At 61.8% G+C, this 14501-nt stretch carries 16 protein-coding genes; 12 read left to right on the top strand and 4 right to left on the bottom strand.

Features of this window, described 5'->3' with window-relative positions; genetic code table 11:
* Positions 1-36 precede the first annotated feature (36 nt).
* The 10 genes from bluB to C5P05_RS04910 all read left to right on the top strand — a co-directional run bounded on the left by bluB (position 37) and on the right by C5P05_RS04910 (position 8516).
* Positions 37-732 carry a 5,6-dimethylbenzimidazole synthase gene (gene bluB, locus C5P05_RS04955; protein ID WP_114968835.1) on the top strand — a complete coding sequence of 232 codons (696 nt, stop codon included), beginning with the start codon at positions 37-39 and terminating at the stop codon, positions 730-732.
* Positions 729-1826, top strand: a complete 1098-nt coding sequence (gene cbiB, locus C5P05_RS04950) for an adenosylcobinamide-phosphate synthase CbiB (RefSeq protein WP_114968749.1) — start codon at positions 729-731, stop codon at positions 1824-1826. The genes bluB and cbiB overlap by 4 nt, the downstream gene beginning before the upstream one ends.
* Positions 1823-2884: an aminotransferase class I/II-fold pyridoxal phosphate-dependent enzyme gene (locus C5P05_RS04945; RefSeq protein WP_114968748.1), complete on the top strand. Its 1062-nt coding sequence runs from the start codon at positions 1823-1825 to the stop codon at positions 2882-2884. Before cbiB ends, C5P05_RS04945 begins: the two co-directional genes overlap by 4 nt.
* A 68-nt stretch (positions 2885-2952) precedes the next feature.
* Positions 2953-3150 (top strand): type II toxin-antitoxin system VapB family antitoxin, encoded by a 198-nt coding sequence (locus tag C5P05_RS04940; protein ID WP_114968834.1) that lies wholly within the window; start codon positions 2953-2955, stop codon positions 3148-3150.
* Positions 3147-3518: a type II toxin-antitoxin system VapC family toxin gene (locus C5P05_RS04935; RefSeq protein ID WP_114968747.1), complete on the top strand. Its 372-nt coding sequence runs from the start codon at positions 3147-3149 to the stop codon at positions 3516-3518. Before C5P05_RS04940 ends, C5P05_RS04935 begins: the two co-directional genes overlap by 4 nt.
* Positions 3519-3593: 75 nt before the next feature.
* Complete coding sequence (gene queD, locus C5P05_RS04930; protein WP_114968746.1) at positions 3594-4037, top strand: 6-carboxytetrahydropterin synthase QueD; 444 nt, start codon at positions 3594-3596, stop codon at positions 4035-4037.
* 54 nt (positions 4038-4091) lie between these two features.
* A complete protein-coding gene (locus tag C5P05_RS04925) occupies positions 4092-5753 on the top strand; it encodes a cobyric acid synthase (RefSeq protein ID WP_114968745.1) in 1662 nt (553 codons plus the stop codon).
* Between the two features lie 216 nt (positions 5754-5969).
* Complete coding sequence (cobT, locus tag C5P05_RS04920; protein ID WP_114968744.1) at positions 5970-7058, top strand: nicotinate-nucleotide--dimethylbenzimidazole phosphoribosyltransferase; 1089 nt, start codon at positions 5970-5972, stop codon at positions 7056-7058.
* Positions 7059-7123: 65 nt separating this feature from the next.
* Positions 7124-7966 carry an adenosylcobinamide-GDP ribazoletransferase gene (locus tag C5P05_RS04915; protein ID WP_114968743.1) on the top strand — a complete coding sequence of 281 codons (843 nt, stop codon included), beginning with the start codon at positions 7124-7126 and terminating at the stop codon, positions 7964-7966.
* 4 nt (positions 7967-7970) lie between these two features.
* Positions 7971-8516 (top strand): histidine phosphatase family protein, encoded by a 546-nt coding sequence (locus tag C5P05_RS04910; protein WP_114968742.1) that lies wholly within the window; start codon positions 7971-7973, stop codon positions 8514-8516.
* Between the two features lie 10 nt (positions 8517-8526).
* Here the strand turns inward: C5P05_RS04910 and C5P05_RS04905 are convergent, their stop codons facing one another.
* The 3 genes from C5P05_RS04905 to C5P05_RS04895 are packed head-to-tail and all read right to left on the bottom strand — an operon-like array spanning position 8527 to position 11122.
* The gene (locus C5P05_RS04905) at positions 8527-9663 is read right to left on the bottom strand and encodes a GGDEF domain-containing protein (protein ID WP_114968741.1); all 1137 of its coding nucleotides are present in this window, start codon (positions 9661-9663) and stop codon (positions 8527-8529) included.
* A gap of 14 nt (positions 9664-9677) precedes the next feature.
* On the bottom strand, positions 9678-10319 hold the full coding sequence (gene nth, locus C5P05_RS04900) for an endonuclease III (RefSeq protein WP_114968740.1): 642 nt from the start codon (positions 10317-10319) through the stop codon (positions 9678-9680).
* A complete protein-coding gene (locus tag C5P05_RS04895; RefSeq protein ID WP_114968833.1) occupies positions 10316-11122 on the bottom strand; it encodes an HDOD domain-containing protein in 807 nt (268 codons plus the stop codon). The genes nth and C5P05_RS04895 overlap by 4 nt, the downstream gene beginning before the upstream one ends.
* A gap of 486 nt (positions 11123-11608) precedes the next feature.
* Here C5P05_RS04895 and C5P05_RS33990 point away from each other — a divergent pair, with 486 nt between their 5' ends.
* A complete protein-coding gene (locus tag C5P05_RS33990; protein WP_198674627.1) occupies positions 11609-12787 on the top strand; it encodes an ice-binding family protein in 1179 nt (392 codons plus the stop codon).
* Positions 12788-12935: 148 nt separating this feature from the next.
* The gene (locus tag C5P05_RS04885) at positions 12936-14123 is read left to right on the top strand and encodes a PLP-dependent aminotransferase family protein (RefSeq protein WP_114968739.1); all 1188 of its coding nucleotides are present in this window, start codon (positions 12936-12938) and stop codon (positions 14121-14123) included.
* A gap of 15 nt (positions 14124-14138) precedes the next feature.
* Here the strand turns inward: C5P05_RS04885 and C5P05_RS04880 are convergent, their stop codons facing one another.
* On the bottom strand, positions 14139-14447 hold the full coding sequence (locus C5P05_RS04880) for an EthD family reductase (RefSeq protein WP_114968738.1): 309 nt from the start codon (positions 14445-14447) through the stop codon (positions 14139-14141).
* Positions 14448-14501 lie beyond the last annotated feature (54 nt).

Raw genomic sequence — 14501 nt, 5'->3', positions numbered from 1 at the left:
CCGGCTCCGGACGCCGCACCAGACAAGGCCGCCAACATGGCTTTTTCCGCCGCCGAGCGCGAAGCGGTATACCGGGCCATCTTCGAGCGGCGCGACATGCGTCACTTCGCCGGTGGCACGGTGGCGCCCGAGCTGATGCGGCGCCTGCTTACCGCCGCGCACCACGCTCCCAGCGTCGGCTTCATGCAGCCCTGGCGCTTTGTGCGCGTGGCATCAAGCACCCTGCGTACCCAGTTGCATGCGTTGGTCGAGCAGGAGCGGGTCTTGACTGCCCAGGCGCTGGGCGAGCGCGAAGAAGCCTTCATGCGGCTCAAGGTCGAGGGCCTGCGCGAAGCGGCCGAGCTGTGGGTGGTAGCGCTGGCCGACGGGCGCGAAAAGCATGTCTTTGGCCGCCGCACGCTGCCGCAAATGGACCTGGCCTCTGCCGCCTGCGCGATCCAGAACCTGTGGCTGGCGGCCCGTGCCGAGGGGCTGGGCGTAGGCTGGGTGTCCCTGTTCGACCCCGTTGCCGTTGCGTCTCTGCTGCACATGCCGCCCGGCGCCGAGCCTATTGCCCTGTTGTGCATCGGGCCGGTGCAAGCTTTTTATGACGAGCCCATGCTGCAGCAGGAACGCTGGGCGAAGCGTTGCGCGCTGGATGACTTGATATTTGAAGACGCCTGGGGCCAACCGCTGCGCGCTGCCGAGGCCAGTGGGTGCCATGACGACCTGCCGCTGGGGACGCTGGGGTGAACGCCTTGGCCCTGCTGGTAGCACTGGCGCTTGACCGCTGGTGGGGCGAGCCGCGTGCGCGCTTGCATCCTGTGGTGTGGATGGGGAACTACCTGGGCTGGGTGGGCCAGCATTTGCAGCGCGTGGCCCGGCAGGAGTCACAGACTTCTGGCCAACAAGTGCCTGCACCCAGCTCGCTGCGGTTGACCTCAGATTTCAAGATTTTTTGGCTCGGAGCCCTTTACTGGATTGCGGGGGCAGCTATTGTTTTAGTAGTAGCCTGGATACTGCAGCACGGTGTGATGGCCTTGCCCCAGTGGCTGGGGCCGGTGCCGGGCGGCTTGCTGGCAGCACTGCTGCTGGGACTTTTGCTCAAACCTATGCTGGCGTGGGCGATGCTCAAGAGTGAAGTGCTGGCGGTTGAAAATGCCTTGGACTCCGAGTGCGGTGGTTCGCTGGCGGCCGGACGTGAACGCCTGCGCTGGCTGGTCAGCCGCGATGTGACGCAATTGACCGAAACCCAGGTACGCGAGAGTGCCATCGAGACGCTGGCGGAAAACCTCAACGACTCGGTGGTGGCGCCCATTTTCTGGTTCGTGTTACTGGGCCTGCCCGGCGCGGCCCTGTACCGTTTTGCGAATACCGCCGACGCCATGTGGGGCTACCACGGTGTCTACAAAGGCCAGAACTGGGAATGGGCCGGCAAGTGGGCGGCGCGGGCCGATGACGTGTTGTCCTGGCTGCCGGCGCGCATCACCGCTTATTTACTGGTCGTGGTGTGCTGGATGCAGAGCCTGGCCAGCAATCAGCCGCAGCCCATCGCCGTCGCAAGCACAGACCAGAGCGGCGCGGATGCAGCCTTCGTCATGGCCCTCCTGCCGCAAGAGGCGGCACGCACGCCGTCGCCCAACAGCGGCTGGCCGATGGCGGCTATGGCGCTGGTGCTGGGTGTTTGTCTGCACAAACCGGGCGTTTATGCCCTCAATCCGGCAGGCCGTTTGCCGCAGGCGCAGGACACGCAAAACGCCATTTCTTATGCATCAAAATCGCTTGTGGCCCTCTTATTCATCGCGCAAGCCGCTATGTTATTTGTAGTGATAAGAGGCTGGGCATGACGTTGCAGCGCATTCACGGCGGCCCCGACGCACTGGGTGTGCCGCGTTTTGATTTTTCCACCAACAGCAATGCCTGTGGTCCGTGCCCCATTGCCTTGAGTGCGGTGCAACAGGCCGACGCCGCGCACTACCCCGATGCCAGTTACGCAACGCTGCGCCAGCAGTTGGCGGTTTTTCATGGCGTGGAGACGTCGCGCGTACTGTTGGCCGGCAGCGCCAGCGAGTTCATCTTTCGCGTCACGGCGTGGGTTGCGCAGCAGGACGCAAAAACGGGCAAGGCCAATAGGGGCAAGGTGTGCCTGCCGCCGCACAGCTATGGCGACTACGGGCAGGCCGCGCAGGCCTGGGGTCTGGGTCAGACAACGCAGCCCGATGCGGCCCAACTGGTGTGGGCCTGTGAGCCGTCGAGTCCGCTGGGTGGCTTGCACGCACGGTGGCCGTGTTGGCTCACCGAGGCAGCCCCCAGCACTGACACACGCTCTATGACCGTTCGCCCTGAACTTGCCCAAGGACTGGCAGATGTTCTACCCGCGCCGCTGGTGCTGGACCGAGCTTACGAACCGCTGCGTTTGAGTGGCACGCCAACTTTGGGCGACACCCAGCTGGCGCAAGTCTGGCAGCTGTGGACACCCAACAAAGCGCTCGGCTTAACCGGCGTGCGCGCTGCCTACGCCATCGCGCCGCAGGGCGCGAGTGACAGTGTGGCTGCGCTGGAGCGCCTGTGCGCTTCGTGGCCGGTGGGCGCCCATGGCGTGGCGATGCTGCAGGCTTGGGTACAGCCCGAGGTGCAGGTCTGGCTGGCCGCGAGTTTGCACATTTTGCGTGACTGGAAAGCCCGCCAGAGTGCCCTGCTGGAGCGTCTGGGCTGGGTCTGTCTGCCCAGCGACACTCCGTTTTTTTGCGCCCGACCAGCGCCGGGCTGTAATTTGATCCAACTCCGCGCCGCCGGCATCAAGCTGCGCGACACCGCATCATTCGGTTTGCCTGGCTTTGTGCGGGTGAGCGTGCAAGCACCACAGGCGCAGGAGGCGTTGGCAGTGGCATTGCAAGGTCATTGACGCCATGACGGCACTGTTAATGGCATTGTTAGGTGCTACTATTGATGCTTAAATTAAAGGGGATTGCTATGCGTACCACCATTGCACTTGATGATGATTTGCTTGCAAAAGCGGAAGCATTAACCGGTGTTTCCGAAAAAGCCGCGTTGGTGCGAGAGGCTCTGCGAGCTTTAATACAGCGCGAAAGCGCCAAGCGACTCGCCCTCTTGGGCGGTTCTGAGCCGATGTTGAAAGATGTGCCAAGACGCCAAACGGAGCCTGCATGATTTTGGTCGATACCTCTGTTTGGATTGATCATTTGCGAGCGCGTGATGAAAGGCTGGTTCGACTGCTTGGCGAGAGTCAGGTGCTGGCCCATCCTTTCGTTATCGGAGAGTTGGCCTTGGGCAATCTTCGCAACCGTGACGCGGTGCTAGTTGCGTTGCAGGACTTGCCGCAAGCTGGTGTGGCCACCGAGTCAGAAGTTCTTGGCTTTATTGGGGGAAAGAGGCTTTTTGGCCTGGGTATTGGCTACATTGATGCACACCTTTTGGCTGCGGTACTTCTCACACCGGGCTCCATGCTCTGGACACGCGATAAGCGCTTATTGGTGGCCAGCGCTCAATTAGGCATCGCCGCCAACACAACACATTAACGACACTGGTGAAGCGGCTGCCCGCCACCCCAGATCCCAAGTCCCCATAACCCTTCCCAAGTCCATCAGGCCCCCATGCTCACCATCACCCGAAAACTGGAATTCGATGCCGGGCATCGCATCCCTGACCACAACAGCCAATGCCGTAATTTGCATGGGCATCGCTATACCTTGCTCATCACCCTGACCGGCGATGTCGTCCAAAAAGAGGGCGAGTCGGACAACGGCATGATCATGGATTTCGGCGACATCAAGGCGCTGGCAAGCCAGTACCTGGTCAACCTCTGGGACCACGCCTTCATCGTCTACGACCGCGATACGGTGGTGCGCGAATTCCTGGACAGCATGCCGAACCATAAGACGGTGGTTATTGATCGCGTCCCCACGGTTGAAAATCTGGCCAAGATTGCCTTCGATATCTTGAAGGACGTCTATCACGACCGCTACGGCAGGCATCTGTCACTGGCCAAGGTCACCCTCTATGAAACGCCCAATTGCTGGGCCGAGATTGACGGCTAGCGCCGGCTGCAAAAAGATGACTGATCCCCGCCAAAACCACATGAGCCTGCCCCAATGACCGCCAAATGCGTGATGGTGCTCGGCACCACCAGCGGCGCCGGCAAAAGCTGGCTGACCACGGCCCTGTGCCGTTACTACGCCCGTCAGGGTCTGAAAGTGGCGCCGTTCAAGGCCCAGAACATGAGCAACAACGCAAGAGTTGTTGCCCCCACGCTTGCCGCTGCGCGTGCTGCGCTGCCCCCCGAGGGGGCCGTGCCTTGCTTGGGGCGGCCCGGCGCTGTGGCCTCTCCACTCGGCGGCGAAATCGGCAGCGCGCAATACTTCCAGTCCCTGGCCGCCCGCGCGGTGCCCGATGTGCGCATGAACCCGCTCTTGCTCAAGCCCGAGCGCGACACCCACAGCCAGGTGGTGTTGATGGGGCAGGTGGACGAAGCCTTGTCCAAAATGGCGTGGCGCGGCCGCAGCGCCAGCGTCTGGCCGGTGATCGCCCAGGCGCTTGATGAATTGATCGCCGAGAACGACGTGGTGGTGATTGAAGGCGCGGGCTCGCCCGCCGAGATCAACCTGCACAGCAGCGACATCGTCAACATGCGCGTGGCCCTGCATTGCCAGGCCGCCTGTCTGCTGGTCACCGACATCGACCGCGGCGGCGCCTTTGCCCACTTGTACGGCACCTGGGCGCTGCTGCCTGAAGAGGAACGGGCGCTGATCAAGGGCTACGTGCTGAACAAGTTTCGCGGCGACGCCAGCCTGCTGGCCCCGGCGCCCCAGATGCTGCAGGACCTCACCGGCGTGCCGACGGTGGCGACGCTGCCGATGTGGTGGCAGCACGGCTTGCCGGAAGAAGACGGTGTGTTTGACGACCGCAGCACAGCGGCCGGCGTGGTGACGAAGACCGTGGCCGTCATCGCCTACCCGCGCATCAGCAACCTGGATGAGTTCCAGCCGCTGAAAAACATCCCCGGCGTGCGCCTGCAATGGGTGCGCAGCCCATCCGAGCTAGCGGGCCTGTCGCCCACCACGGACTGGATCATCCTGCCCGGCTCCAAACACACCAGTGGCGACCTGGCCTGGCTGCGCGCGCAAGGGCTGGACGCAGCAATAGCCCGCCACGCCGGGCAGGGCGGGGCGGTGCTGGGCATTTGCGGCGGCCTGCAGATGCTGGGCGAGGCGTTGATCGACCCGCATGGCATCGAACACGCCTACCTCGGCAACGCGCCCGGTCTGGGCCTGTTGCCCTTGGTGACGGTGTTCGAGGCCGATAAAACCGTGCAGCACACGCAAGCCCGCTTTGACGCCGAGATGGCCCGACCTGATTCTTCGGCTGACGTTGACATATCGCGGCCCGGCAGTCTGGCTGTTTCGGGAATATCACCACCCCGTGCTTCAAGCAGCAACCCATGGGCCGCATTGGTTGGCGTCCAGGTCGCCGGCTACGAAATCCACCACGGCCAAACGCAGCAGCATCCCGCCATGGCCAAAGCCGGCGATGTGGCGCGTGCTGTCATGCCCGGCGGCCTGGCCTGGCAGAACGGCGCCGGCAATGTGCTGGGTCTGTACCTGCACGGTCTCTTCGAAGACCCTGCGGCCCTGCAAGCCTTGTTCGGCGCCAGCCAGAGTGGCCCGGTGCCCACGCTGGACTCGGTCTTTGACGGCCTGGCCGATTACATTGAACAGCATTTCGAGCCTGGCGTTTTGCAGGCCTTGATCGTTTGATCCCTAGAAATAGCCGCAGTGAATTCATTGTCGGGATGGCCACTTCACCGTCACTGCGAGCGGAGCGCAGCAGTCCATACTGCATGGATTGCTTCACTGTGTTCGCAATGACGGCTTTGCCAGTGGATTGCCGCGCTGCGCTCGGAACGACGAATCTGTAGCTTCCCTGGTCTTGACCTCGGCACGCTTTTGTCTCACCTCACCAAATCACCCACCATGACCAACACTTTGCCCACCCTCAGCAACATCCGCACCCCCGCGCTGACCCAAGCGCTACAGCACAAACTCGACAACAAAACCAAACCGCTGGGTTCGCTGGGTCGGCTTGAAGCGCTGGCGCTGCAATTGGGCGAAATCCTGGGCACCGAGTCGCCGACGCTGGATGCACCTCAGCTGGTGGTGTTTGCCGGTGACCACGGCCTGACAGCGCGCGGTATCTCGGCCTTTCCCAGCGATGTGAGCTGGCAGATGGTGGAGAACTTTCTGGCCGGTGGCGCGGCGGTGAGCGTGCTGGCACGCCAGAACGGCATCAGCCTCACAGTGGTCGATTGCGGCGTGAAGCACGACTTTCTGGCCGGTCTGCCTGCAGACACGCAACGCCCCGGTCTGTTGGTGCGCAAGGTGGCTGGTGGTGAACAGGGCACGGCAGACTCCTCCGTGCAGCCGGCCATGACCGCCGCGCAGTGTCAGCAGGCGTTGCACAACGGACAAGAGATCATCAAAGGCCTGCCCGGCAATGCGCTGCTGCTGGGTGAAATGGGCATTGGCAACACCTCGGCTGCGTCGCTTTTGCTGGCCCGTCTGACTGGGCTAAACATTGAAGTCTGCACCGGCGCCGGCACCGGGCTGGACGCGCCCGCTGTGCAACGCAAGACGGCGGTCTTGCGCGAAGTACTGGCCTTGCATGCACAAGCCACCGCGCCGCTGGACGTGCTGGCCGCCTTCGGTGGATTCGAGATCGCCACCATGGTCGGCGCCGTGATGCAAGCCGCACATGAGCGCCGCGTGGTGGTGGTGGATGGCTTTATTGCCACCTCCGCCGTGCTGGTCGCGCACGCCCTGCAGCCGCTGGTGTTGCAACGTTGCGTGTTCGCGCACCGCTCCGGCGAGCGCGGCCACGAGTTCATGCTGCAACACCTGGGCGTGCAGGCGTTGCTGGATTTGGGGCTGCGTCTGGGCGAAGGCTCGGGCGGCGCGCTGGCTTGGCCGCTGCTGCAATCGGCCTGCGCCATCCTGCGTGACATGGCCAGTTTCGAGGCAGCCGGGGTGTCCGAGAAATCGGCCACTGAAGCCCGCACCGTTTAAGCCTGCTGCCATCATCAATTCACACCTTGCCCAGCAATTGGCGAGGGTGCCAACGCCTTGACCCCATGACTCAGTTCCTCCGCCACTACCTGCTGGCCGTCCAGTTCTTCACCCGTATTCCCGTCACTGGTCGGCTGGCCGATTGGGTTGGCTTCAGCCCGGCCATGCTGCGCGCCAGCGCCGCGCATTTTCCCGGTGTCGGCTGGCTGGTGGGCGCCTTGGTGGCGGGTTTCAGCGCTTTGTTGTTGGCGGGTCTGCCCGATGGCGGGTTTTCTCCGTTGGTGGTGGCGGTGTGGGGAACGGCGTTCGGGATCCTGATCACCGGCGCCTTCCATGAAGACGGCCTGGCCGATGTGGCCGACGGGCTGGGCGGCAGCCCGGACCGGGAGCGTGCCCTGATCATCATGAAGGATTCACGCGTCGGCGCTTTCGGCGCCATTGCCGTTGTGCTGGCGCTGCTGGCCAAAGTGTCCTTGCTCGCCCTGCTGGGCTCGGTCACCAGCCTGCTGCTGTGCCCAGCCTTGTTCATGGCGCATGTGGTGTCGCGCACCTGGCCGCTGCTGCTGATTCGTTTGATGCCGCACGTCGGCGATGCGGCAGGGTCCAAGTCCAAACCCCTGGCCGATCAGATCAGCAAAACCAGCTTGTTAATCGCATTTATATGGTGTTTTACGGCGCTAGCCCTCGTGTTTCATGCGCTAATAGCTATTGAATTCATAGCGTTTGATGACGATGCCCTGGCCTGGATCACTTCACTGGCGACAGCGCTGGCCGCGTCTGGCATTGCTTTTTTTGTGATGTGGCGCTGGTTCTGGAAGCGCTTGCAGGGCTTTACCGGCGACTGCCTGGGCGCCACCCAGCAGGCGTGCGAATTGGCGTTTTACCTGGGTCTGGCGCTGAGCCTGTGATGTCGTGAAGCTGTGGTTGGTGCGCCACGCGCAACCCCTGATCGCACCCGGCATCTGTTACGGCGCCACCGATGTGGCGGCAGATGCACAGGCCACGCTGCAGGCGGCCCAGGCCTTGGCGCAAACCTTGCCGCCCGGGCTCGTGCTGGTCTCGTCAACGCTACAAAGATGTGAGCGACTTGCGCACTGTTTACGTGGGCTACGGGCCGATTTAATCTATAAAACAGATGCACGTCTGGTTGAGATGGATTTTGGCTGCTGGGAAGGCCGGCGCTGGGACACGATTCCACAAACCGACTTTGACCGCTGGGTCGCCGACTTTGGCGCGCATCGCTTTGGTGGTCGCGAGAGCGTGCACGAGTTCATGCAGCGTGTGGCCGGTGCCTGGGACGAGAACCAACAGACCGGGCGTGATGCGGTGTGGATCACCCATGCCGGCGTGATACGGGCCGCAACGCTCTTGGCGCAGGGCGTGCGCCGGATCGAACAGGCGGCGCAGTGGCCGCAGGATGCGCCAGCCTTTGGCGGCTGGTGTGAACTCGAGGCCTGATCAGCTCAGATCAGGCCGTTTCCACCCGGTTACGTCCGCTAGCCTTGGCGCGGTACATGGCGGCGTCGGCACGGGCGAGCAGTGTATCCACCGTGTCCTTGTCTTTTTGGTTGGTGGTGACGCCAATGCTCACGGTACACGCGGGCGGGTGCTCGGCCAGGGCGCAGGCTGCGCGAATCCGCTCGGCCACCAGAATGGCCTCATCCAGTGAGGTGTCCGGCAGGAGCGCCACAAATTCCTCGCCGCCGAAGCGTCCCAACTGGTCAGGCTGGCGCAACAGGGCATTGACCATGCTCACAAAATTGACCAGGACCAGATCACCCGCCTGATGGCCGTAGGAGTCGTTGATCGACTTGAAATGGTCCAGGTCCATGACCAGCAGCGCCATGCTGCGGCCGTGGCGGCGGCAGCGTTCCAGCTCCTGGGCGCAGGCCTCGTTCATGTGCCGGCGCGTCAGGGCATTGGTGAGCGAATCGTGCTTGGCGAGGTGCTCCAACTTGGTACGCAAGCGCTCGGTGGCCATCAGCACCATGCTGACAGAGAGCAGCAAAATGCAGAATACCAGGCTGGTCACGTAAACCACGTGGTGGGGTGCCGTCTCGAAAACATCTTGCCCCATCGGCCAGATGAAGGAGGTCACCAGCCGCATCCACTGGATAGCTGACATCGCCGCCAGCACGCCAAGGGTCAACCCCCTGGCAAAGGTTGACGCGCCTTGCTTGAACACCAGAAGCGCATGCACCGCGAACAGGTAACCGGCCAGTATATTGGCCAGTGCCAGGCGTGCGTGGTAATTGGGCTGGACGAAGGTGAACCACATCTGAATCAGCGCCACTCCCGTGATCAATGTCATCCATGCCCGTACGCGGGGTTTGACACCAAAGAAGCGCTGGCTGCCAACGTAAGCCAGATAGAGCCCCGACACGATCAGAAATCGGGCGATCGAGACACTGAAGAAGTCATGCAGTCTGCCGTGTCCGGTAGCCAGCCCGGTGCCGACAAACACCAACAGCAGCGCTGCCGCCCATTCGCCTATGCCCTTGATGGACGCGGGGTAGCTGCGTTTGAGCGAGTACAGCACCAGCGACATCAAGCCACTCTGGACGCCACCTAACAGAATGACCGTACGGGGGTCAATTTGAATCATTGTGATCGCGGGTTTTAACCCGGTGCGGGCGTTTTGGGTTTGAAGTCGCAGTATTGGCTGACCGCGCATTGCCAGCACAAAGGCTTGCGCGCCTGGCATATATAGCGCCCATGCAGAATCAGCCAATGGTGCGCGTCCACCATGTAGATGGGCGGGATGCGTTTGAGCAGTTTGTGCTCCACTTCCAGCGGCGTTTTTCCGGGTGCCAGACCGGTGCGATTGGCGACCCGAAAGAGGTGCGTATCCACCGCCATGGTGGGCTCGCCGAAGGCGACATTGAGAATGACATTGGCGGTTTTTCGCCCCACGCCGGGCAGCGCCTCCAGTGCCTCGCGCGTGCGTGGCACCACGCCGTCATGCTGATCCACCAGCATCCGGCAGGTTTGCATCAGGTGTTTGGCTTTGGAGCGATACAGGCCAATGGTCTTGATGTAGCCCTCCAGGCCCTCCAGACCGAGATCGAGGATTTTTTGCGGCGTATTGGCGACAGGAAACAGCCGGCGCGTCGCCTTATTCACGCCGACGTCGGTCGCCTGGGCCGACAGCAGCACGGCGGTCAGCAGCTCAAACGTCGAGCTGTACTCCAGCTCGGTCACGGGCGTGGGATTGGCCGCCTTGAGGGTGCCGAAAAATGATTCGATCGCTGCGGCCTTCATGGTGCAGTGATGTCAATAAATGAGTCGACCAACGGAAACTTGGCCGTCCTCCATTGAACATCCGTCTGGAAAGAATCCACCACGTCCAGGGGCAAGGAGTCAAGCATGTCAGGGCCGGTGTAGGGCGTGTCCGCGAGCAGCGCAGCCAGATGAACGACCGCGCCCAGACGCGAAAACGCCTGCTCGGTCAGCGGGGCTGCGGAACGCTGCAAGGCCTGCACAATTTGCATCGGAAAATTCCAGCGGCGGGCCAGTTCGGCGGTGATTTGTCCTTCGGTAAAACCCACCAGGCGCTTTTCGCGTTCCCAGCGGCTGCCCGGCAAGTGGGGCAGTTTTTCGATTTCCAGCAGTGTCTTGGGCTCTACTTGGCCGATCAGCAGTTCGCCCAGGCGCAGCATCATGCCGGTCAACCAGGCTTGCTGGGTGTCCATGTGCAGGCAGTCAGCCAGCCATTGCGCGTACCCGGCGCAGGCCATGCTGTTTTTCCAGTAATCGTTACGGTTCAGGCCCGGCAGCGCAGGGAAGGCGCCATCCATGTAGGTACCCAGGGACAAGGTGCGGATTTTGGACAGACCCACCATGGCCATGGCATCGTCCAGCGTGCCCACGCCGCGCGGCAGGCCAAACTGCGCGCTGTTAGCCAGGCGCAATAGCTTGGCGCACAGGGCCGGGTCCTGGGCGATGATGTTGCGCAACTCTATGAAGGACACTTCGGGATTGTTAAGCGTCTTGATCAGGGCGTGTGCCACCTCTGGAATGGAGGGGAGCTTGACTGACTCAAAGAACGAATCTAGGCTGGACATGGGTTCTGTATGTAATTGTTTTTTTGCGATCGGCGAGAATTTAACCCAGTCGCGGGCTGTCAAAGCCAATTCATGCACCATTCGTGCCCCGCACAACAGTTATTTTGTGATTCAGGTCCATTGAATGCTCCGATGCACGTCACCGGCTCGTCATGTGCCGGGAATTTTGTGCTGCTATTTGTAACGCAGAAGTTACGCTGCAATGCAGCATATGTAACGCATCTATTACATCTGTAACGATTGGACAGTTCAATAATGACCAGGTCCCACCCAGCGTGATTGTCTCCGACATGCGTGTCGCCTGGTTCAGCAAATCCTAGAACCACCTCGTCGTCAGAGACGTTCTCCACACGGAACCCAGACTGGGGACTCCCCATCGTCGCGAAGCATATCAACGGCGAAATCCGGAACACAACATCCATGGCCGCATCCACAAGGGATCGGCTCTACACCCGTCTATGGCGGGTTCAAATGAAGAACGAAAAAATGTACAGACTCGAAAGCTTATTCAAGCCACTGATGTGGCTTTTGGCATTGCTGCTGGCCACGCTGGTCACCGGATGCGGCGGTGCAAGCGATGGCGGCTCCACGGCGGAAAGCGCAAGCAAAAGTGCGTTGGCGTCAGTCGCTGGTCCCACGGTGATTTCCACCAACCCCAGTGACGACGCCATCTATATACCGACCAGCACCCATGGCAGCAACAACATCGTGACCGGCACGGTGGTCAGCGCCACTTTCAGCGAGCCCATGGATCCGGCAACGCTCAACTCGTCCCCGGCTGGCACGCAACTCACCTTCACGCTCAAGGAGACCAGCGGAAACAGCGTGGCCGGCACCGTCACCATGAACGCCGCCAACACGGTGGCCAGCTTCACGCCAAGCGGGTCCGCACTCAATACCAATACCAGCTATACCGCTACGATCACCACCGCAGCCAGGAACGCTGGCGGCACGGCCTTGGCCGTGCCCGTTGTCTGGCACTTCACGACCAGTGCCATCGCATTTGCCGCACAAGCGCCGGTCAGCCTGGGAACGGCCGGTACGTTCGCGATTCTGACCAAAACCGGTGTCACCGACGTTTACGCTTCGGCCATCAATGGGGATGTGGGGGCCAGCCCGATCACCGGTGCGGCCATCGGCCTGACCTGTCCGGAAGTCATGACCGGGCTGATTTACTCGGTCGATGCGGCCGGTCCGCCCTGCAAGGTGACCAACGCCACCTTGCTGACCACGGCGATAGGCGACATGGAAATTGCCTACACCAACGCCGCCGGACGGACATTCCCTGATTTCGTCAATCTGGGCGCGGGCGAGATTGGCGGACTCACCCTGTCCCCGGGCCTTTACAAATGGGGTACCGATGTCTTGATCTCCACCGATGTCACGCTTACAGGTGGCCCGAACGACGTCTGGATCTTCCAGATCGCGGGTGGCATTACCCAGGCCAATGGCACGCGTGTGACCATGGCCGGCGGCGCATTGCCCAAGAATGTTTTCTGGCAGTCCGCTGGCGAAGTGTCCATTGGAACGACGGCGCACTTTGAAGGCATCGTTCTGGCCAAGACACTGATCGCCGTGAAAACGGGCGCCTCGGTCAACGGCCGACTGCTGGCACAGACGGCAGTCACGCTCCAGCAGAACTCGGTGACACAACCGGCCCCGTAAAGACGCGGATAGCTGCATCGCTGACAACAGGAACGGCCCCACGGGGCCGTTCCTGTTCCCAGCTCTTCAGTCGTGCGATCTCTGAACAATAATAGGAAGTTAATGCAACCTATCCCCCGTTTGTTTGAGGGGGAAATGAAAGACTTCCATGCAATTTGCCGATCGCCTGAAAAACGTCGAAACCTCCGCCATCCGTGAACTCTTCAAGCTGCTGGGCAAGCCCGGCATCATCAGCTTTGCCGGCGGTTTTCCCGACCCGGCGTTGTTTGACGCGGAAGGCATCAAGGAATCGAGCAACGCCGTGCTCACCAACAGCCCCGGCCCGGTGCTGCAGTACGGCGCCACCGAGGGCTACCAGCCTTTGCGCGAAGGCATCAGCCGTTTCATGGCCAATAAGGGTGCGACCGTCACGCCAGAAGGTCTGATCGTCACCACCGGCAGTCAGCAGGCGCTCGATCTGATCGGCAAGACCATGATCTCGCCCGGCGACAAAGTCATTGTGGAGGCGCCCACCTTTCTGGCCACCATCCAGTGCTTTCGCCTGTATGGCGCGCACATCATCGGCGCGCCGATTGACGCCGACGGCGTGGACGTGGACCAGCTCGAAAAACTCATTGAAGAACACAAGCCGAAGCTGGTCTACCTGATCCCCACCTTCGGCAACCCCAGCGGCGCCACGCTCAGCCTGGCGCGGCGCAAGCGCATTCTCGAAATTGCAGTGCGCACCCGGACGCTGGTGGTGGAAGACGATCCCTACGGTGAGCTGTATTTTGACCAGCCACCGCCGCAGAGCATGCTGGCCCTGAGTGACGGTATTCCCGGCAGCCGCGACTGGCTGGCCCATTGCGGGTCTTTCAGCAAAATCCTGAGCCCGGGTTTGCGCGTCGGCTGGATGATTGCACCGCCGGCCCTGTTGGTCAATGCCACCATGTGCAAACAGTTCAGCGACGCCCACACCAGCAACCTGACCCAGGCCATTGCTGCGCACTATCTCACCTTGAACCGCCTGGACGGTGCGCTGGCCGTGGTGCGCAAGACCTACGCCGAGCGCGCCCGCGTCATGGCCGAATCCTTGCGCCGCGAGTTGGGCAGCGCCATTGAGTTCAACGCGCCTCAAGGCGGCATGTTTTTCTGGGCCAGACTCACGGGCGCTGAGGGCAGGGGCCACTCGGCCCCCGACTTTGCCAAACGCGCCATCGACAAAGGAGTGGCCTTTGTGCCTGGCGCGCCCTTCTTTGCCCATGACCCTGATCTGTCTGCTTTGCGACTGAGCTTCGCGACGGTCGGGCTGGAGAAGATCGAGGAGGGGATTGCACGCTTGGGGCAGGCGCTTTGATTTGATACGGGTCTGTCAGACCAACCGCGTCTCGCTCATCATCAAGTCCACCCCGGCACCGGCAAAGTTGGCCAGATCGGCGGCCACCGCCTGCCCTTGCGGTGATGTCAAGGCCGCCTGAATCGCGGACATGGATTCAAACTCCAGGATGGCGACCAGGTAGGCGCCGTGTTTGCCAGCCATGCCCATCACATCACCGCGTGTGACCTCATAGCTGCGCAAGCCGGGAATGGTCTTGGCCAGCGGCACATGTTTGTTGAAGTAGTAGTCGTCGAATACAGCGGCGTCAGCAGGCTGCTGGTAGATCGCAATAATTTTGGCCATGTGTTCTCTCCTTTTTGTATCGCGACCAGCAAGCGGTTGGCCAGCCATGCAATA

The organism is Rhodoferax ferrireducens, from assembly GCF_003347515.1.
Lineage (GTDB): Bacteria > Pseudomonadota > Gammaproteobacteria > Burkholderiales > Burkholderiaceae_C > Rhodoferax.
This window is presented reverse-complemented; position numbering and strand designations above follow the sequence as displayed.